Origin of the sequence: Robinsoniella sp. RHS (assembly GCF_001029355.1) — a bacterium.
GTDB lineage: Bacteria > Bacillota > Clostridia > Lachnospirales > Lachnospiraceae > Robinsoniella > Robinsoniella peoriensis.
This window is the reverse complement of record NZ_JNGB01000028.1, coordinates 15,856-34,063: the sequence shown is the minus strand read 5'-3', so window position 1 is coordinate 34,063 and position 18,208 is coordinate 15,856. Positions and strand designations below refer to the sequence as shown.

18 protein-coding genes are annotated in these 18,208 nt (G+C 41.6%); 9 read left to right on the top strand and 9 right to left on the bottom strand.

Annotated elements, in window-relative coordinates; genetic code table 11:
* Nucleotides 1–91: 91 nt before the first annotated feature.
* Nucleotides 92–625 (bottom strand): cysteine hydrolase family protein, encoded by a 534-nt coding sequence (locus tag RHS_RS13955; RefSeq protein WP_027293057.1) that lies wholly within the window; start codon nucleotides 623–625, stop codon nucleotides 92–94.
* A 238-nt stretch (nucleotides 626–863) separates the two neighbouring features.
* Here RHS_RS13955 and RHS_RS13950 point away from each other — a divergent pair, with 238 nt between their 5' ends.
* Entirely contained in the window at nucleotides 864–1,724 is an 861-nt protein-coding gene (locus RHS_RS13950; RefSeq protein ID WP_047833532.1) for a PHP-associated domain-containing protein, read from the top strand.
* A 42-nt stretch (nucleotides 1,725–1,766) separates the two neighbouring features.
* Here RHS_RS13950 and rbr read toward each other — a convergent pair whose 3' ends face one another.
* From rbr to RHS_RS13930, 4 genes are all read right to left on the bottom strand, one after another.
* On the bottom strand, nucleotides 1,767–2,366 hold the full coding sequence (rbr, locus tag RHS_RS13945) for a rubrerythrin (protein ID WP_027293056.1): 600 nt from the start codon (nucleotides 2,364–2,366) through the stop codon (nucleotides 1,767–1,769).
* Nucleotides 2,367–2,482: 116 nt separating this feature from the next.
* Nucleotides 2,483–3,211, bottom strand: coding sequence for a hypothetical protein (locus RHS_RS13940; RefSeq protein ID WP_047833531.1), 729 nt, complete (start codon nucleotides 3,209–3,211; stop codon nucleotides 2,483–2,485).
* Nucleotides 3,198–4,043, bottom strand: a complete 846-nt coding sequence (locus RHS_RS13935) for an ATP-binding cassette domain-containing protein (protein WP_395022400.1) — start codon at nucleotides 4,041–4,043, stop codon at nucleotides 3,198–3,200. The genes RHS_RS13940 and RHS_RS13935 overlap by 14 nt, the downstream gene beginning before the upstream one ends.
* An 87-nt stretch (nucleotides 4,044–4,130) precedes the next feature.
* Nucleotides 4,131–4,550 (bottom strand): YjdF family protein, encoded by a 420-nt coding sequence (locus RHS_RS13930; RefSeq protein WP_044294116.1) that lies wholly within the window; start codon nucleotides 4,548–4,550, stop codon nucleotides 4,131–4,133.
* 420 nt (nucleotides 4,551–4,970) lie between these two features.
* Here RHS_RS13930 and RHS_RS13925 point away from each other — a divergent pair, with 420 nt between their 5' ends.
* From RHS_RS13925 to RHS_RS31035, 3 genes are all read left to right on the top strand, one after another.
* Nucleotides 4,971–5,234 (top strand): CD3324 family protein, encoded by a 264-nt coding sequence (locus RHS_RS13925; RefSeq protein ID WP_027293052.1) that lies wholly within the window; start codon nucleotides 4,971–4,973, stop codon nucleotides 5,232–5,234.
* 118 nt (nucleotides 5,235–5,352) lie between these two features.
* Complete coding sequence (locus tag RHS_RS13920) at nucleotides 5,353–5,712, top strand: BlaI/MecI/CopY family transcriptional regulator (RefSeq protein ID WP_027293051.1); 360 nt, start codon at nucleotides 5,353–5,355, stop codon at nucleotides 5,710–5,712.
* Nucleotides 5,713–5,721: 9 nt separating this feature from the next.
* A complete protein-coding gene (locus RHS_RS31035) occupies nucleotides 5,722–7,878 on the top strand; it encodes a M56 family metallopeptidase (protein ID WP_395022397.1) in 2,157 nt (718 codons plus the stop codon).
* A 110-nt stretch (nucleotides 7,879–7,988) separates the two neighbouring features.
* Here RHS_RS31035 and def read toward each other — a convergent pair whose 3' ends face one another.
* The gene (def, locus tag RHS_RS13910) at nucleotides 7,989–8,441 is read right to left on the bottom strand and encodes a peptide deformylase (RefSeq protein WP_044294113.1); all 453 of its coding nucleotides are present in this window, start codon (nucleotides 8,439–8,441) and stop codon (nucleotides 7,989–7,991) included.
* Nucleotides 8,416–8,679, bottom strand: coding sequence for a helix-turn-helix transcriptional regulator (locus RHS_RS13905; RefSeq protein ID WP_027293049.1), 264 nt, complete (start codon nucleotides 8,677–8,679; stop codon nucleotides 8,416–8,418). The genes def and RHS_RS13905 overlap by 26 nt, the downstream gene beginning before the upstream one ends.
* Before the next feature lie 205 nt (nucleotides 8,680–8,884).
* On the opposite strand from RHS_RS13905, the gene RHS_RS13900 reads away from it, so the two are divergent.
* The gene (locus tag RHS_RS13900) at nucleotides 8,885–9,463 is read left to right on the top strand and encodes a pentapeptide repeat-containing protein (protein WP_047833530.1); all 579 of its coding nucleotides are present in this window, start codon (nucleotides 8,885–8,887) and stop codon (nucleotides 9,461–9,463) included.
* 24 nt (nucleotides 9,464–9,487) lie between these two features.
* Here the strand turns inward: RHS_RS13900 and RHS_RS13895 are convergent, their stop codons facing one another.
* A complete protein-coding gene (locus tag RHS_RS13895; protein WP_027293047.1) occupies nucleotides 9,488–11,347 on the bottom strand; it encodes an AAA family ATPase in 1,860 nt (619 codons plus the stop codon).
* 254 nt (nucleotides 11,348–11,601) lie between these two features.
* Here RHS_RS13895 and RHS_RS13890 point away from each other — a divergent pair, with 254 nt between their 5' ends.
* Nucleotides 11,602–12,408 (top strand): MerR family transcriptional regulator, encoded by an 807-nt coding sequence (locus tag RHS_RS13890; protein WP_047833529.1) that lies wholly within the window; start codon nucleotides 11,602–11,604, stop codon nucleotides 12,406–12,408.
* A gap of 1,116 nt (nucleotides 12,409–13,524) precedes the next feature.
* Here RHS_RS13890 and RHS_RS13885 read toward each other — a convergent pair.
* Nucleotides 13,525–15,201 carry an OPT/YSL family transporter gene (locus RHS_RS13885; protein ID WP_395022394.1) on the bottom strand — a complete coding sequence of 559 codons (1,677 nt, stop codon included), beginning with the start codon at nucleotides 15,199–15,201 and terminating at the stop codon, nucleotides 13,525–13,527.
* Between the two features lie 325 nt (nucleotides 15,202–15,526).
* Here RHS_RS13885 and RHS_RS13880 point away from each other — a divergent pair, with 325 nt between their 5' ends.
* From RHS_RS13880 to RHS_RS13870, 3 genes are all read left to right on the top strand, one after another.
* Nucleotides 15,527–16,465, top strand: a complete 939-nt coding sequence (locus RHS_RS13880) for a DUF1177 domain-containing protein (protein WP_027293043.1) — start codon at nucleotides 15,527–15,529, stop codon at nucleotides 16,463–16,465.
* A 29-nt stretch (nucleotides 16,466–16,494) separates the two neighbouring features.
* A complete protein-coding gene (locus RHS_RS13875) occupies nucleotides 16,495–17,166 on the top strand; it encodes an AroM family protein (RefSeq protein WP_044297904.1) in 672 nt (223 codons plus the stop codon).
* Nucleotides 17,167–17,233: 67 nt separating this feature from the next.
* Complete coding sequence (locus RHS_RS13870) at nucleotides 17,234–18,178, top strand: aminopeptidase (protein WP_047833528.1); 945 nt, start codon at nucleotides 17,234–17,236, stop codon at nucleotides 18,176–18,178.
* Nucleotides 18,179–18,208: the final 30 nt, after the last annotated feature.

Below are 18,208 nucleotides of genomic sequence, written 5' to 3'. Positions count from 1 at the left end.
GTAATTGTACCACTTTTCAAAAATCCCCTAACCATGTTGAAAAAATTAGCTTTGTACCGGCAGCCGGAATCCCGGAAGTATAGGGCGTAGATCAGATAATATCCACATGGCACATTTTCATTGCACCTAATGCCTGTTCATGGCTTTTCGGGGTTACACCGGCGCAGCATCCTGCATCTACAATAATATTTGCCTCCGGAAGAAACGTCTTGGCAAGCATTGCATTGGAGATTACACAGATATCCGTACACAAGCCTACAAATTCCATTTCTGTCACGTCTTTATATGCCCCATGGGCTAAATCCATTGCAAATCTGTCAGAACCAAATGACGATTTTTCATATTTTTTATATTGTGTAAAATCTACTGCTGATTTCACCTCATCGCAGATATCCCATCCTTTCGTACCTTTTATGCAATGAGCCACGGGGAGTTTTCTTCCCTCCTGCGTATCTGCATAATTATCATCATGGGTATCCATGGTAAATACCATCTCTCTGCCTGCTGCCTCATAGGCTTTCATTTTATCCACTACCTTTGCTACTATGTCCTGCGCCTCTTTGGTACCAAGAGCGCCGTCGATAAAATCATTCTGCATATCCACCACTACCAACATCCTGCTCATGTTCGAACCTCCTCTACCTTGTATTTTTGTATAATTAATCTTAACATCATATAAAAAAACTATCAACCTGATCATTTTGTGTAATTGCACTTTTCCACAAAAGTGATACACTATAGTTAGGAAAAATCAATAGCAACTTCTCATGTAAACTGTACATAATAACCTTAAGTACCAGAGCGTGTTTTAACCGGACGCATCATCTGTCTGTCCGGAAAATGAATAGAAAGGACGTAAGACTATGAAATTTGATCTGCACTGCCACACCAGCCATGGCTCTCTGGATGGTAAAGTCAGCATAGAAAACTATATTCAATTATTACAAAGACACGGATTTGACGGCATGTTAATCACTGACCACAACTCCTATAATGGCTACCGTGCCTACAAAAAACTCCATGAATCCACTCATAAATATGATGACTTCATCGTATTAAAAGGTGTGGAATACGATACCCTGGATGCCGGACACTTTCTGGTTATAATGCCGGATAGAATTAAACTCCCAATCCTGGAAATCCGTGGAATGCCGCTCTCTCTGCTAATGAGAATTGTACATGTGTTTGGCGGAATCCTGGGACCAGCCCACCCTTATGGTGCAAAATTCTTAAGTGCCATGCATTCTAAAAAGTTAAAAAGACACCCTGAACTTATCTACGATTTTGATTTTATAGAAACAGACAATACCTGTAACCCGCATCAGGGAAATATGCTTGCACGGGATCTGGCAAAGAGATACCACAAACCAGCCATTGCTGGATCAGATGCTCATAAAGTCAAATATATCGGCACAGCTTATACTGACATTGATTATACGATAAAGGGAAATAACGATTTTATTAATGCCGTGCGTTTAAAAAAGATAGCAGGCTGCCGTTGCAGGGACGAAGTGTACTCAGAACCTAAGGTCGTTACCAAAATACTTCCTGTCAGTCTGGCCTGGAAAGTTTATAACTATGGACTTGGGTTTCTGAAGGCATATTCCAGAAAGGTAAACCTGAAAAACTTAAAGGAACTTTGGGAAAAATTCAAGCATGAAGCTCTTCCCGAAAGCAAAGCTGATCTGTACCGGAACGGACATCCCCACCATGCTTCCAAATAAAACAAAGACCGCTGCATCCCTTTGCAGCGGTCCTTACTTTCCTCAGGCTTCCGTATATGGTGCCAGAGACAGTCTGATAAAATAACCTTTGTCATGTTTGCACACCGGGCACATGGGAGGAACACTTTCCCCTTCATATACATACCCGCAGTTCAGGCACATCCATCCGGTTTTTACATCGGAAACAAAAAGTTTGTTTTCTTCCAGTAACTTCGCAAATTTTCCAAAACGGTCTCCATGTATTTTTTCAATCCCTGCAATCCCGTCAAAAGAGGCTGCTACTTTCAGGAAGCCTTCTTCTCTTGCTTTTTCCGCAAATGCTTTATAGATCGGATCATGTTCCTCGTATTCATTATGCTGTGCTGCATATAACAGCTGAACCACATCATCATACAAGTCCACCGGGTAACCCCCATCGATTTCAATGGTTTCTCCTGCCAGTTCCTTTAAATGACCATAAAATATCTCCGCATGTTCTTTTTCCTGATTCGCCGTAAAAGTAAAAATTGCTTCTATGACCTGCAGGTTCTGCTTCTTTGCTTCCGATGCGGCAAATGTATACCGGTTACGCGCCTGACTCTCCCCAGCAAATGCACGCATAAGATTCTCTTTTGTTTCACTTGTTTTGAAATCCACTGCCATAATCACTACTCCAATCTTATCAATCATTCCATAACCTGTCTTTAGACCCAGGTTATGTTTTTAGTATGCTCTTACGGCAGAGTTTTATTCCAGTAACTGTAAATTTATCTGTTTGATTAAAATTTATTTTTCACCAGCAGCTTTACTTGTACTACCGTCAAAATAAAACAGTAAATACAAAAAACTGCCAGTGTCTGGATCACCATGGAGACAGAATAATAGTCTTCATTGACAAATCTCTTCACAAATTCTGCTACTGGGGGGAATATCCACATAAAATACCGGGTAACCGGATACTCCTCCATAATGCCCATTTTCACAAGACCTATCAGCATATATAAAAAAGTAATCAGAGCTGCAACCTTTCTATTATGCATAATTCTGGTATGGAGGAAAGCACCCGTAATACCTCCCGTATATGCTGCAAAAATATGTAAGACCAGTGCAGTCAATATATCCGTTACCGTCATCGTTCTGTTAAAAAATGCAAAATGATTCACAGCATTTTGAAAAACCGGAAAGAGTACCGCAAAAAGACTGACCAAAATCCCAATACCTGCAAGGCAGCACAGATTGGTCAGATAATACCTGGTCTCACTTTGTACCTTCAAAATTAGTATCTGCTCCTGAACAGGGCTTATCAATTCATTAAATGTCCATCCGATCCAGGTCATAATCCATATCACAAATACCATGGACATGGTATATCCCTCCAGCACACCCAAAGGTGAAAATGTATAAGCAAAACCCATATACATAGCCAGAACAAGCAGAGGCAGAATATACTTATTTGATTTTTTATAAGATTCAAATATATAGCGAAATAACACTCTATTCTTGTACATTCTGCATCTCCCTTAACTGAAATCCTGCGCTTAACATAAGCCGGATAATCTGATTACTGTTTTCAGCGGATGATCTGATTTTAATATGAAAACTGTTCATTTCCACCATATCAGCCGCATCTTTCACCTCTTTTGGCAGTGTTCCGCCACCAGACTCCTCTTCCCGTTCAAATATCAGGACATCATATTCCTGTAAAAAAGTGTCTTCTAATACCGCCTGTTTTAAGTGTCTGTCCTTTATTTCATAAACAAGATCTGCAAGCCGGTTAATTAATTTCTTCTCATGACAGGACATAACCACAGATCCTCCGTCATTTACATACTTCTGAATCATTGCCATAAATATGTTCTGCGATTCCACATCCTGCCCAGACAACGGTTCATCCATCAGCAGGATATCGGCTTTCGTAAGTAGTGCCTGAATCACTGCTGTCTTCTGAAGCGTCCCTTTCGACAGATACTTCATGGGCTTATCCGCCATGGAATCCATAAAAAACTGCCGGAACAGAAAACTGCCTCTCTCCTTTGCTTCTTCCTTCGTCAGACCATCCAGCATCCCCATACTCACCACGTACTCTCTTGCCGTAAAGTCTGACTTTGGAAAACGCTCAGGAATATATGTAATTTTCCATTTCTTATGATGGATAATTTTCCCCTCTGACACCGTTGTCAAATGTGCAATCATTCTGAGTAATGTGCTTTTTCCACAGCCGTTATGTCCTACTAAAGCGATCGTCTTCCCCTTTTCTATTGAAAAGTTAATATCCTCTAATATCTGGTCTTTTCCAAAGTGCTTTGAAACACCGACTACATCAATTAAATTTTCCGCCATTAAATTCCCCTCTCTCTTCTCCCCTGTTAACGGCACTGGAAATAAAAACTTAGGGGAAACCTACACGCTCTGGAGCCTTTTTTCGGATTACCTGCCTTTATGCTTTTCTTTTTTCTTCTGTTGATGAATCAAAAACTGGCGCCTTTTTTCTTCTTCTCTTTGTTCCCTGCTCATGACGCTTCGTTCCTGCTTCCGCAACTCATGCTGCTGCTTCAATGCCTGCTGTGCCTTGGTTCCAATCCCCTTTTCCTCTACTGCTTTTTTCGCCTTTTTTTGGATACGTTTGAAGTTAATCCTGCGCTCTTCATGCTCATCTGACTCAACCGGAGGGCTGAATTTCAACCGCTTCCAATTTTCCAGATACCATTTGTTTACCTCGTAGTCCTTCGGCTCCGTACCAAATGTAACTTTGGCAGCTTCATATCCATGCTCTGTGGACCGTTCAAAAACACCAATCCAAAAGGGCGGATCGAAAATAATAGTGAGACTGGTCTTTACTTTGTTCATTTAAATTTCCTCCTTTAATTTAGCTGAACAAAGAACGGACAACCAAAGGAGGCAGGTTACTGACAGAATTCTTTATTCTGCGCCCGGACTACCAACCGGACTGTGTTTTTATCTTTGTACTTTAAATACTAGCATTTTTCAAAAATTTGTCAAGTTTGGCAACTATTTTTTTACTTCAAAAAGCCATCCGAAATTCTCCCCTTCCTTGTAATTCCCCTTCATATCTCTTATAATGGTAAAAATAGGTTCCAGTAATTTTTATGGACCGTAACAGGTGGTGATAATTATGAATAAACGTAAGAAGAACGACGTTTCTCTCCATGCAGAGCCAGTACCCAAAAGCGGCGGCTGCATGGAGTAGATATGCCGCTTTTCTGGCTTTGCTTCTGAATTTCAGTTTAAATTAAAGGAGAAAGCCATATGAATTATGAAAATGCGAATACAATTCTTCCGGAACATCTGGTAGAAGAACTGCAAAAATATATCCAGGGAGAATATCTCTATATTCCGGTAAAAAAAGAACAGCGGAAACAATGGGGCGAACGATCCGGTTACCGGCAAGAAATTGCGCAGCGAAATCTGGACATCTCAAAAAAATATGCTGCCGGGTTATCACTTTGGGAACTGGCAGATGAGTATCATTTGTCGGTTTATACAATTCGAAAAATAATCTATAAGAAATAATTTATAGACACACTTGACATTTCTGTTCTATCGCGGTAGAATCATAATATAGAATTCTATTAGAATAGAACATTTTAACTTGCTGACCATCAGCACAGTATAAAAGGAGTGCATGCACATGGATATGAAATTATTTGATTCTGAACTACGGGTCATGGAAATTCTCTGGAAAGACGGGGATACCACAGCAAAAGAAATTGCTAAAATCTTAAAAGAACAGGTGGAATGGAGTAAGACAACCACCTATACCGTGATAAAAAAATGTATCGATAAAGGGGCAATTGAACGAAGAGATCCGAATTTTGTCTGTCACCCGCTGGTAACACAGGAAACCGCCCAGGAGACAGAAACGAACGAACTGATTAATAAAATGTTCGATGGTTCTGCTGACCGCCTTGTAGCATCCATACTTGGCAGAAAAGATTTATCCAAACCAGAAATTGAACGTCTTAAAGAGCTTGTACAGGATCTGGAATAGGAGGCAGTTATGACATTATGGGAGATGAGTTTTTATGCAGCCGTTTTAATTATAGCAATCATTGCCATTCGTGCTATAGCTGTGAATAAGCTGCCGAAAAAGACCTTTTTAGTATTATGGGGAGTTGTTGTCATCCGACTTTTGATTCCGTTTGCCGTTTCTTCCCAACTCAGTGTTTACAATTTAGCCAATCACCTGCAGCAGATGACAGAACATATTCCGGCATCCGGAGATAAAGTAGATTCTGCTTCTTCAGATTTAGAAACGACAGAAATTTCATCCAATGCTGACTATACGTTTCGTACCTTAAGTGAAACAATTGTGAACAATACAGCAGATGCTGCGGAAGCTGCCGCAATGGAATATACCGCCGTCAATTCCATGGGTAATGAAGAGATGGAAGTATTTGACCATACTGTTAATGCTGCCAGTTCCTCTTTAGAAGAGAAGGCAGTGCAGAGTTCTGTCGAACAGGAAACCCCGATGTCCGTTGATAAACAGCCCTTACTGTTTATCCTGTGGCTTGCAGGGGCCTTGATCAGTGCATTGATTTTTATGGTTCCCCATATACGCTGCCGCCTGGAATACCGCACAGCTGTACCTGTTGGCAAAGAGTATCCGGATTTTATGATTAAAAACGGTTTTATCCGCCGAAAAGTACGGATAAAGCAGTACGACCAGATTAAAACCCCTTTTACATACGGAATTTTGAAGCCTGTTATTCTCCTTCCCAAAAACATGGTGAAGCCCGATGACGCGCAGCTGCGATACGTATTAAGCCATGAATATATCCATATCCGTCACTTTGACTCACTGTTAAAATACCTCTTTGCATTTGCTGCCTGCATTCACTGGTTCAACCCATTTGTATGGATCATGTATCTTCTGGCAAATCGCGATATTGAACTTTCCTGCGATGAGTCTGTGGTCCGCAGCTTTGGGGAAGGTTTGAAATCTGATTATGCGCGTACGCTGATCAGCCTGGAAGAATCAAAAAGCCGATTGAACCCTCTATGCAGCCACTTTTGTAAAAATGCAGTTGAAGAAAGGATAAAAGCAATTATGAAAATAAAGAAAACCTCTTTGGCAGGTTCTGCCATAGCCCTGGTATTAACCGCCAGTATTGCCATAACATTTACAACCTCCGCCGCTGAGGCGCCCACAGAAACTGCTCTGGCTTCGGAAGCTTCTTCCAGAAATTTTGGAACAAATTCCGCAGCTGAACGGGGACTGGCTGAAAGTTCATCTGAAAGTGCAGCTGAAAACCCGGCTGAGAGTTCAGCGACAGAAAAAATTGATTTTACGAACATGAGTGAGGCTGATATTGAAAAATTAGTATCAAAGATCACAGCTGAATATGATGCTGTGAAAAAAGAAGTTGCTTCCAATTATACTGACCTGGAAAACCAACTGACTGGGAAATTAGAAAAACTCAAGAAATTAGCCGATGAGAAGACAGATTATCTGGATCCCACATTTTTAGAACAATGGTATACTCTTACAGATGAGGTGTATAGCAGCTACAATAAATATATGGAACAATGCGCTTCCGACTATGAAAAAGTAAATACAAAATATGAGGACATCATGAATTCTTATTTTGATCAGGTCAGCAAACAATACGCTAAAGTTTCCGCCTCTTATTCCGCCAAGATAGAAATGCTATACCAGAAATCTATGGAGGATGATAACAAGGATCTTGAAACTCCGGTTGATGATTATGATGCAAAAATCAATGAACTTCAAAAAGAATTAGATGCCGTCAGCCAAAAATATGACAGTTTTACAAGAATTCTGGAAAACTCCAGTAAAATCCTTGACGATTATTATGCCAAGGCAGAAACCAAGCTGGCTGAAATTGACAAAATAGCAGATCCTGTCTTTGACAGGATTGCAGCAGAACGGCAAAAAGATTATTCCAAATTTGGATTGACCCGGGATAAAAAAACCGGAAGATATTACTACAACGACAAACTGGTGCGGTATTTCGAGGACCGGATTACCTCTAAAGACGATGATCAGACATATGGCCCCTGCTTTTCAACATCCGAAGGTGTGATCGATGTATTTGCTCTTCGTGATAAAGAAGGGAATCTGACGGGTTTTGAAACATTTGCACCGGAACATACAAAAGATTATGTTAAAAAATGGTTTAACCACTCTTGATATTTTCCGCTTCCCTGTTGTATCTTGTTAATGGTTCATCGGAGGATTTTGATTGCAAAATTAATGCTGGATAAGATGGCAGGTACCTACCTGCTGCTTATCCAGCTTTTTTAATCCACAAAACTGATTACATGTTCTAAAAATACTCTGCCATCCAGATGCTCAATCTCATGGCAGAGACATTTTGCCATAAGATCCTCTCCCTCCAGCAGAATTTCCTCTCCAAATTCATTTTGCGCCTGAACCGTTACTTTTTTAGGCCTGACAGTTATCCCCGCCTTATCCGGAAAGCTTAAACATCCTTCTATACTCTCCTGCACCCCGCTGGTTCCGGTAATCTTAGGATTCACCAATTTTATAACACCATTTCCCATATCTATCACAACCAGACGTTTCAAAACCCCAACCTGGCATGCTGCGATCGCTGCCCCATTGGGCATCGTATGCAGCGTATCCAGCATATCATCCAAAAGCTCCCTGATTTTATCATCCACCACTGTAACCTCTTTACATTTTTTCCTTAGTATCTCGTCTCCTTCATAACGAAGCTGCCTTACCGCCATTTCCCTGCTCCTTTCTGCTGCTTTCAGCCCTGGACTTTTTTAAACTTTCCTCAAATAAAAAGACATCCTCAATACTGCATTCAAACACCCTTGAAATATCATATGCCAGCCATATGGAAGGCTCAGATTTCTCTGTTTCAATGGCATTAATTGCCTGTCTCGAAGTACCTACCATATCCCCTAACTGAGCCTGGGTAAGTCCTTTCTTTTCTCTTAATTCTCTAATTCTGTTTTTCATTAATCTCTCCTTGCTAAACAGGCATGTAATGTTAACCTTACATTATAGTAGCATGGAGATTCTTATATGTCAAGTTAACATGACACACCATTTCCCTCTGTTAACATGACACATCTTTTCCCTCTTGACCATTTACCAGATACATGGCATGATAATTAAAATATGAACCTGATAAAAATCACGGTATATACATAGGAGAACACCCATGCAAACATACGAAGAACAACTATTTGAGACTTTGAATCTGGAATCACAGCTCATTGAAAATGCGCATTTTATTGAATGCACCTTTTCTCATTGTAATTTTTTTGAAATGAAAATTAAAAACTGTGTTTTTGACCGGTGTACCTTCCGCAGCTGTACCTGCGCAGGCACGGACTTTAAGTATACGGATTTAAAAAACAACGATTTTCACCACTGTTCTCTGGTTGGAATCAGCTGGGATGAGTTAAAGACCAAAAATGGAATTACACTTCCCTTTACTGCCTTTGAAAACTGTGTCTTAAAATATAATTATTTTGTAAAGCTAAAACTGAATCAATTTTCTTTTCAGGGAAATGTCATGGAAGAATGTTATTTTGAAGACTGCCGGTTGGAGAAAACCAACTTTCAGGGCTGTCAGCTTAAAAATACAAAGTTCACAAAAAATAACCTGGCATTCTCTGATTTCAGAGACGCCAGGGATTATATGATTGATGTTCAGACAAATAAAGTAAAAAATGCACGTTTTTCATATCCGGAAGCCGTAAATCTGCTGACGGGACTGGGGATTATTCTGGATTAACCCCGCCCAAGCCAATTAGCGATCCTACATTTCCTTTTTCCGGCTGTCAAAATAGACAAACTGATCAATGGAATCTAAGATATCCGCAAAATCATCTCTGGGAGCCAGATCTATATATCTGCGCAGAAGTTCTGTCTCCTGGCTGCGGTATCTGCCGTAAAAAATATCATAGAGGTTATGTCCCCTCATATAGATTTTAAAAGTCTCCATATGCTCTTTTATGTCCTGAATACTTTCCAGATCTTTTCCCAGTACTTCTACCAGGTTCTTAGCACTTCTCAGGCGGTACAGATACTCTTTCCACTTTGTAAAAAGAATCTCATAAAATTCTTCTTCACTTTCTATAATTCCAAGCTGAGCCATAATTCCAGGATTTAAAAAGTAATTTTCAAAAGAATAGTATTTTAAAATCAGTACATTTCTCTGGGTTACCTTTGGTAACTGATCCACATCTTCCAGATTTCTCTGATCATAGTACCTGCAAAGCTGTCCCGCAAGCTTTTTGGGATCCTTGCCATCACCGTCCCGAATCATCAGAAACTGATCTCTCAGGTAAATCCGGTTCATATATTTTAAATTGGCATAAGTCTTAATATTTGTACAGCTATTCGTCGTGATAATTGCAATCCGGGACAATTTTCCATGCCTGTCGTACACTTCCGAATAATATTTTTCAAGCAACAGCGGAAGTCTGCTCTTATCCTGCTTCCCCTCAACAATAAAGACAAAACTGACGTCCAGAAGGTCATTTGCAGAGTAGCCCAGATCATCCAGAATATTCCCGATATCCGTGCGCTCCCTTACAATGGAAAAATATTCTCCATCCAGTACTATCTGTCTGATCTGCCTGCTGTTAAAATTAAACAGCATATTTGGTGAATGCGTGGTAAAAATCACCTGGTTTTTCTTGGATAACCGGTAAAGTATTTCACTGGCAACCTTTTGCAGCTGCGGATGAAGAAATATTTCCGGATCTTCCACAAGAATAATACTGGATAAATGATTTTCTCCCTCCACATATGCTTCCAGCAGAGACAGCATGTAGATACTTCTCATACCTTTGCCCAAATGTTCTATGGGGCTAGTCGTGCCCCTCTCCTTACTGTAAGTCCTGGCATTCACTTTAAATAACCGGTCTACATCGCACTCCATTGTATAATGGATTTCTTCCATAAATCCGCCATTTCTGTGAAAGATACGGTTTACCTTTTCGGAAAATTCACTTAAATTCAGCTGATAAAGCTTATATTCCAACAATTTTGAAGTTTCATACGCATTCAGCTCAACCGGACTTTTCTGATTGATCAGGCCTATGCACTGAAAACAGTGATTGCACTGCTTTGCCTGGTCAAACAGACAGCATCCTGAGCGCATCTGAGTTAACAGTTCATCCTCCTGGCACATGAGAAGATCTTCCTGTATCTGCTCCAAGTCTCTTTGTACATCGATGTAGTAAATCTTAGGCATCACTTCCTGTATGTAGCGGTTATGCTTCTTCACACCATCCCCATATCGAATCTGTCCCTCCCGGTTCACGGTAAACAAAAATGTCATGATCTCCCCGTCATAGGAAGGCAGCTTTAAACGGAAATCTTTTTCCCACACATCGTAGCGCTTATACTGGCTGACAATACCATTTCTATGCAGCATCTGCCTGTCATCCGCCGTGATCCGAACCGATACCTCTATTTCTATATTCTGCTTTTTCTCATTAAAATCTTCTTCCGTCACCGCATAAGATCCACAGACCGCACGAATTGCGTCCAGAATCGTAGTTTTTCCGGTATTGTTCTTCCCCACCAGGATTAACGCATTCTCAATATCCTGGATTTTCATATCCCGTATCCACTTGAAATTGCGGATATGCAGGCCTGTGAACTGCATATGAAGCACCTCTTTTCTTTTGAGCGTCTTCCCATTCTCATACAATCCCCGAAAACAATTACATTTCAGGTTCGATTTGATTGGCTCTGCCATTTTGTCCCTCTTCGGTTTAGACGTTGTTAGTTTCATTATAGCAATAATATTGGGGAATATACAACAAATTTAATTTCCTATTGACATTACCACAATGCTAAGGTTTATGATATTCTCAGATCCGGTTCCACTATACTATAAACTTTCAAAAGGAGGCAGATATGTTTACCATTGGAGAATTTTCAAAACTTTGCTGTATCTCTGCGAGAATGCTGCGCCATTATGACAGCATTGGACTGCTTCATCCTGCTGCAACGGGAGCCGATAACGGATACCGTTATTATAAAGCTTCCCAGGCAAAAACCCTGCACATGATTGAAAAATTAAAACGCTACGGCTTTACACTGTCTGAGATCAAAGTTTTGCTGGAACTTACGGATGATGCATTATATATCCAGATACAGCTGCAGCATCAGAAAATAAAGGATCAGATTTATTCTTTAAACACCATACTCAGCCAAATGGAACAGGATTTGTCTCTGACAAAGGAGAAAAAAACCATGAAACAGAACCAATATCACGTTATTACAATGGATACTCCTGCACAAAATGTTTTTGGGATCCGCCGTACGATCAACATTGATGCAGACAGTATTCACCAGTTGTTTGCAAATCTTCATCAGGAAATGGACACGCGGGGTCTTAAGCCGGCAGGTGCTTTCCAATTATTTTATTTGAATGAGGAATTTTCCCATGAAAATGTTGAAGTAGAAGCCCAGGTTCCCGTGAACAGTCCCCACCCGGACATCCGCACCATCCCACCCACACTTTGTGCGGCAGTTACCCATTATGGCTCTCATCAGAATCTTCATCAGGCATATGGGGCTATCCTAAACTGGCTTGCAGATCATCCGGAATATCAGATCTCCGGTCCGGGCATCGAACGTTTTATCAGAGACGAACACAGTGCTTCTTCTGCCGATGACTTAGAAACAGGAATTTTATTTCCATTGGTGAAAAGAAAATAGATGCAAAAAAGGAAAAGCGTGGAAGTTGCTTTTCCTTTTTTCGTAGAAATCTTCTAGTACTACAACGAACCGTTTATAAGTGGCTTATGGCTCACTATTCAAAACAATCTTATGAGTCATTACTTGAAATTGAGACTCCCTGCTGGTTTATTATATTTGGGTTTAGCTGAGGATAGACGCTTTGTGTAATATAGGTAGTGTGCGGAAAGATGGGGGTGGGAAACTGATATGGACTCCGTCAGCTGGCCGCAGAACTGGTATTTTCTAACCTTTCCGAAGCGCTTTTTGGCGGCACGCGGGCATTCACCGAGAAATCCTGATGCATTTCTCGGTTCAGTACCCGCTTAGTATCCGATGGGAGCCAGTCGAATACTATCCGCTAAAAAACACTCCGGAAAGGTAAGTAAATACTCAGCTCTGCTCTACGCTTCCTCCGCCCATACCAGTTTCCCACACCCATCTTTCCGAGATTCATGTTACCGCCACAAAGCTGGTTTTCTCAGTAGGTTGGAACCCCTGGGCTGTGGCAGGCTGTTCTTTATTGGATGCAGCGTAGTATGTTTCGGCTGTTTATGCGTAAAAAAAGATGAAAGTTTGCTACTTTTTCTGGAATGAAGAAGCAAATTACGGTGATAAGTCCAGTTACCCTATGCTACTCGTTCTCAAGATCAGTTGCTTGACATCATAGCTTTATGCCAATAACGTCCAGCATGCCACAACCCCAGGGTTCCATCATGCTGAGAAAACCAGCTTTGTATCAACGAATGCTATCTCGGAAAGAGAAGGGGGCGAGCCAGGACATTGATTTGGAAAGCGTATAGCAGAGCTGAGCATTTACTTACCTTCCCAGAGTGCTTTTTGGCGGATACAATTCGACTGGCTCCCATCGGATTGTAAGCGGGCAGTGAGCTGCGAAATGCATCAGGATTTCGGAGCGAATGCCCGCGTGCCGCCAAAAAGGGCTCTGGGAAGGTTAGAAAATGCCAGTTCTGCGGTAAGCCTTCCAAATCAATGTCCTGGCTCGCCCCCTTCTCTTTCCGTACACTACCTCTATATACAAAGCGTCATTCCTCAGCTAAACCCCAATTTAAGATAAAATTCTTCCCTCTATACCATTTATTTCTTCTTCCCAAGTGCCAGCGTAGCCGTAAAGAAACTATACAAAGCCGCTCCAGCCAAAGCACCCGCACCCAAAATGGTGAGAATCTGTTCATTATTTTTATTCGCTTTTACAATAAAGTAACGGATTACTAATGCTACAATAATCGTAACTCCATTTACAGTGCTTCCAACCAGCAAGCCGGTAGCAAACAGAATACCAATCTGTTTCTTTCCGCCGATAAACTGGATCAATGCGCCTGGGAATGCCCAGATAATCAAACATTTGGCTACCTCTGAACTGGTACCTGCCTCAATTGTTGTAGCAAAAGTCTGTGCAACCGGTGCGAATAATCCCTGGTCAAAATATTTATGAGCCAGAATTGCAACCATTACAAATGCAACGGTAAATGCCAGAATCTCGCTTAAATACTGCTGCTTTCTCCCTGCTTTTTCCAGCTCCGGATCTGCTCCATTACCTCTTAATATATATCCGCATTTCAGATCATATGCCATATCTGAAAATGCAGGTCCCGTAGCAGAAGTGTAGCCGACCATAAGCGCCAGTGGTACCGGCGGAAATCCCAGCAGCAAACCTACCAGCAGGAAAATGAGCGCAGTTGCAAATCCGGGGAACCATCCGGAATGCATTGCCGAAATACCTACGATTAACTCAGATCCGATTGCTGCAAAAGCTGCATAAATAACCCAGAGAACAAATTGCGGAAATGACATCTGTGTTACCAGTCCGCTGATTACAGCCAAGAGCAGCGCTACCACAAGATATGCTATATACCCCAGTCCAAGAGCCTGTTTCATCTGGGACATACTGGTGGTAAATTTACCTGCGTTGCTTGCCTCTTTGCCTTTTCTTTTAAATAGCATCATTCCAACCTGTATGAGCGCAACAATACCTGCACCAATCATGATTCCATGAGGCATATATTTCAGCAGAGCAACATTGTCAAAGCTGTATCCTTCTCCAAACAGATTACCGGCAATGACAAAATCACGTTGAAACAGATTCAAAGAAATTGCATTTGTTTTAACGATTCCGATTACAATACTGCCGGCTCCCAAAGCTCCCATGGCAAAAAAGTCTCCAAACCAGGACACGCCAAGTAAATCCATTGGTATTCCAATCCATTTACCAACAATACCTCCTGCTGCACCTACGATTAACAGCATTGCCTTTCTGCCTTTTTCTACAACAGCCAGGATTGCCTCAGCCGCTGCAACCCCCGGCGGCCATGCGCCGGCAGCCGGAAACATCTCCGTATCAAAAGTTTTATAAAGAATCGTTGCATCAATAATTGTTGCCAGAAATACACCGATCAGCATTGGGAACATCAACTCCGGATAACCCATAAGCACAGGAATTCCGATCGGAAGTATCAAACTGTTAGCAGCTGAAAATGTGGCACCTGAAATCGCGGTCTGAATCAGGTTCTGGCTATGTACATTGCGGTATTTCTGCAGCAGCTTAATCGGTATTCTGGATAAAATAATTGCAAACAGCGCTCCAATAATCGAAGTATTGGGAGTTACACCTGTTCTTACAATCAACTCAAGCCCAATGATGGCACCTATCGCACACATAATCAGATTTAAGATCAGAATATGCGGTGAAAATGCTTTCGGGTGCTCGGATGCAGTAATCTTAATCTCTGTCTGCAGGTCTTTGTTGTCATTCATAATCGCTTCCTCCTTTTGTGTCTTTTGCACAATATAATATCCATAATCGCAAAAGATAGATCCTGTAAGGTTCAAAACTTTACTGTTTTAAACTCTTGAATTAATTGCCATTATATTGATTTTTTCAACAATTGTCAAGTTATTTTTATTTAATTTTCACAAATTATTTATTTTTATTTTACAATTATGAAAACCTGTACATTTTAAATCTTTTTGTGCTTAATGCACAATATACTGCAAATATTTTTGGTCACCGGATGTATCGACTTTACACTTTTTCAATGCTATACTTTTGTTAAATTTTCAAGAAAAGAGGTATCGGATTATGTTAATGAAGCAATTAATTGAAGCATTTGATATTTTAGACAGCAGCACTGTAACTGGCGGGGACGTAGCAGTATACCTGCGGGGCATTCGTCCGGATGCCAATATTGAAGTATATGAATTAAAGGGACCAAAGGGCTCTACCGATATGGTAAAAGTCAGAATTCCGGGAACCAACGGTAAGACAAAGGGGGGAACTGCTCCTACGATCGGTCTTCTTGGGCGTCTCGGCGGCATCGGGGCGCGTCCGGAACGACTGGGTTATGTTTCCGACGGTGACGGTGCTCTGGCTGTAGTAGCTCTGGCCGCCAAACTTTTAGATATGCAGAATAAAGGAGATTTTCTGGATGGTGATGTATTTATCTCCACACACATTTGCCCGGATGCGCCTACCGCCCCGCATAAACCGGTTCCATTTATGGGTTCTCCGGTGGAAATGTCCCAGGTGAATCAGGAAGAAGTATCTCCGGAACTGGATGCCATCTTATCCTGTGACACTACCAAAGGAAACCGTATGATTAATACTCGTGGATTTGCCATCTCCCCTACAGTCAAGGAAGGTTACATTCTAAAAGCTTCCGAAGATCTTCTGGAGTTAATGCAAATCACAACCGGCAAACTGCCCTATGTATTCCCGCTGTCTACCCAGGATATCACACCATACGGCAATAACCTGCACCATATTAACAGTATTCTCCAGCCTGCTACGGCTACAGATGCTCCGGTAGTTGGCGTCGCTATCACGGCTGAAGTAATGGTACCGGGCTGTGCTACAGGCGCAAGCCATATCACAGATATTGAAGAAGCAGCCCGTTTTATGCTTGAAACAGCAAAAGCGTTTACCAGGGGTGAATGCGAATTTTATGATAAAAAGGAATACGAATTAATTCAGTCTCTGTATGGCTCCATGAAGCATATCCAGACACTGGGGCGCGTCTGAAAACGAAGCAGAAAGGATGTTGTGGAAATATGAAAGTTGGGGCAATCACAATCGGACAGGCACCACGGGTTGATGTGACCAGTGATATCATGGAGATATTTAATGGTAAAGTAGAATTGCTGCAGGGCGGCGGTCTGGACGGACTGACCCGCACGGAAATCGAAAAATTCAAACCGGAGGAAGGAGATTACGTATTGGTATCACGGCTCACAGACGGAAGTTCTGTTACATTTGCAGAACGGCATATACTTCCCAGGCTGCAGCAGCGGATTTATGACCTGGAAGAACAGGGGGTAAAATTCATCATGTTTTTCTGTACCGGAGATTTTCCCGATACTTTTAAATCTAGTGTACCACTTATTTTTCCATGTAAAATATTAAATCATATCGTACCGCTCCTGACGAAGACATCGAATATTATTACCGTGACTCCCTCTCCTCTTCAGGTAGCGCAATGCGAAAAGAAATGGAGAAATTATGTAAGCCAGGTCACTTCCGTCCCCGCATCTCCATACGGTGATCAGGAAACCTTAAAGGCGGCTGCATATAAAATCAGGGATATGGATGGAGATCTGGTGATTTTGGACTGCATTGGATATACACAGGAAATGAAAGAGATGTTTTCTGCGATTACAGGCAAAATGATTGTTCTTTCACGAACAATTCTTGCCCGGGTCGTTTCGGAACTGACCGATGTCTGATTCATACAGCAACCGTCTTACAATTATTTCTATTGAAGCAAATGACGCATTTAGGAGATGAATTTTTATGAGTTTAAAAGATAACGCTAAAAATATTTTAATAAACTGCCTGGATGCCAAACCGGAAGAAACGGTACTGGTAGTTACAGATGACTCCCGTTTCCTCATAGGACAGGCAATTTATGAAGCTGCAAATGAACTGGGGTGCGAATCACTGCTTCTTCGGATGAAAGAACGAAACGTATCTGGTGAAGAACCCCCAAAAGCAGTATCTGAGGCTATGAAATGGGCAGATATCGTAATTTGTCCCACTGCAAAATCCCTGACCCATACCAATGCCCGGATAGGCGCAGTAAAAAATAATGCCCGGGTGGCAACCATGCCCGGTATTACGGAAGCAATGTTCGAAAATGGAGCCATGACTGCGGATTACTCTGCTGTAGAACTTCTGACCGAAAAGGTTTCACAGCTTTTAGATCACGCTTCTACCGCCCGGCTAGAGAAAGACGGCTGTATTCTCACCTTGAACCTGAAAGAAAGAAACGGTGTACGAAGTCCCGGCGTCTACAGACATCCTGGCGAAAGCGGAAATCTCCCTTCCGGTGAAGCATACATCGCCCCTAACGAAAACGGTTCCGATGGCGAAATGATTATCGACGGCTCCATGGTTGGAATCGGTAAACTGGACTCTCCGCTGCACGTGAAGATAGAGAATGGAAAAGTCCGGGAAATAACCGGTGAAAAAAGTGAACTGCTTTCTATTTTATTAAAGAATGATAACAATGCCACTCTTGGTGAACTTGGAATCGGAACGAATGAAAAGGCAATCCTAAGCGGGATTATTCTGGAAGATGAAAAGGTATTTGGTACGGTACATATCGCATTTGGCACGAATACTTCCTTTGGCGGTACAAATAAAGCTGATTGCCATATGGACGGAATCATTTTAAAGCCAACCCTGTATCTGGATGATACCCTGGTAATCAAAGAGGGGATTTTTGTCATATCCTGACAGAAAAGCGAAAATAAAAAGGGAGAAAGA

Coding starts and splice junctions, on each gene's coding strand:
- RHS_RS13955 (WP_027293057.1), bottom strand. CDS start 625: ATGAGCAGGATGTTGGTAGTGGTGGATATGCAGAATGATTTTATCGAC.
- RHS_RS13950 (WP_047833532.1), top strand. CDS start 864: ATGAAATTTGATCTGCACTGCCACACCAGCCATGGCTCTCTGGATGGT.
- rbr (WP_027293056.1), bottom strand. CDS start 2,366: ATGGCAGTGGATTTCAAAACAAGTGAAACAAAAGAGAATCTTATGCGT.
- RHS_RS13940 (WP_047833531.1), bottom strand. CDS start 3,211: ATGTACAAGAATAGAGTGTTATTTCGCTATATATTTGAATCTTATAAA.
- RHS_RS13935 (WP_395022400.1), bottom strand. CDS start 4,043: ATGGCGGAAAATTTAATTGATGTAGTCGGTGTTTCAAAGCACTTTGGA.
- RHS_RS13930 (WP_044294116.1), bottom strand. CDS start 4,550: ATGAACAAAGTAAAGACCAGTCTCACTATTATTTTCGATCCGCCCTTT.
- RHS_RS13925 (WP_027293052.1), top strand. CDS start 4,971: ATGAATTATGAAAATGCGAATACAATTCTTCCGGAACATCTGGTAGAA.
- RHS_RS13920 (WP_027293051.1), top strand. CDS start 5,353: ATGGATATGAAATTATTTGATTCTGAACTACGGGTCATGGAAATTCTC.
- RHS_RS31035 (WP_395022397.1), top strand. CDS start 5,722: ATGACATTATGGGAGATGAGTTTTTATGCAGCCGTTTTAATTATAGCA.
- def (WP_044294113.1), bottom strand. CDS start 8,441: ATGGCGGTAAGGCAGCTTCGTTATGAAGGAGACGAGATACTAAGGAAA.
- RHS_RS13905 (WP_027293049.1), bottom strand. CDS start 8,679: ATGAAAAACAGAATTAGAGAATTAAGAGAAAAGAAAGGACTTACCCAG.
- RHS_RS13900 (WP_047833530.1), top strand. CDS start 8,885: ATGCAAACATACGAAGAACAACTATTTGAGACTTTGAATCTGGAATCA.
- RHS_RS13895 (WP_027293047.1), bottom strand. CDS start 11,347: ATGCAGTTCACAGGCCTGCATATCCGCAATTTCAAGTGGATACGGGAT.
- RHS_RS13890 (WP_047833529.1), top strand. CDS start 11,602: ATGTTTACCATTGGAGAATTTTCAAAACTTTGCTGTATCTCTGCGAGA.
- RHS_RS13885 (WP_395022394.1), bottom strand. CDS start 15,201: ATGAATGACAACAAAGACCTGCAGACAGAGATTAAGATTACTGCATCC.
- RHS_RS13880 (WP_027293043.1), top strand. CDS start 15,527: ATGTTAATGAAGCAATTAATTGAAGCATTTGATATTTTAGACAGCAGC.
- RHS_RS13875 (WP_044297904.1), top strand. CDS start 16,495: ATGAAAGTTGGGGCAATCACAATCGGACAGGCACCACGGGTTGATGTG.
- RHS_RS13870 (WP_047833528.1), top strand. CDS start 17,234: ATGAGTTTAAAAGATAACGCTAAAAATATTTTAATAAACTGCCTGGAT.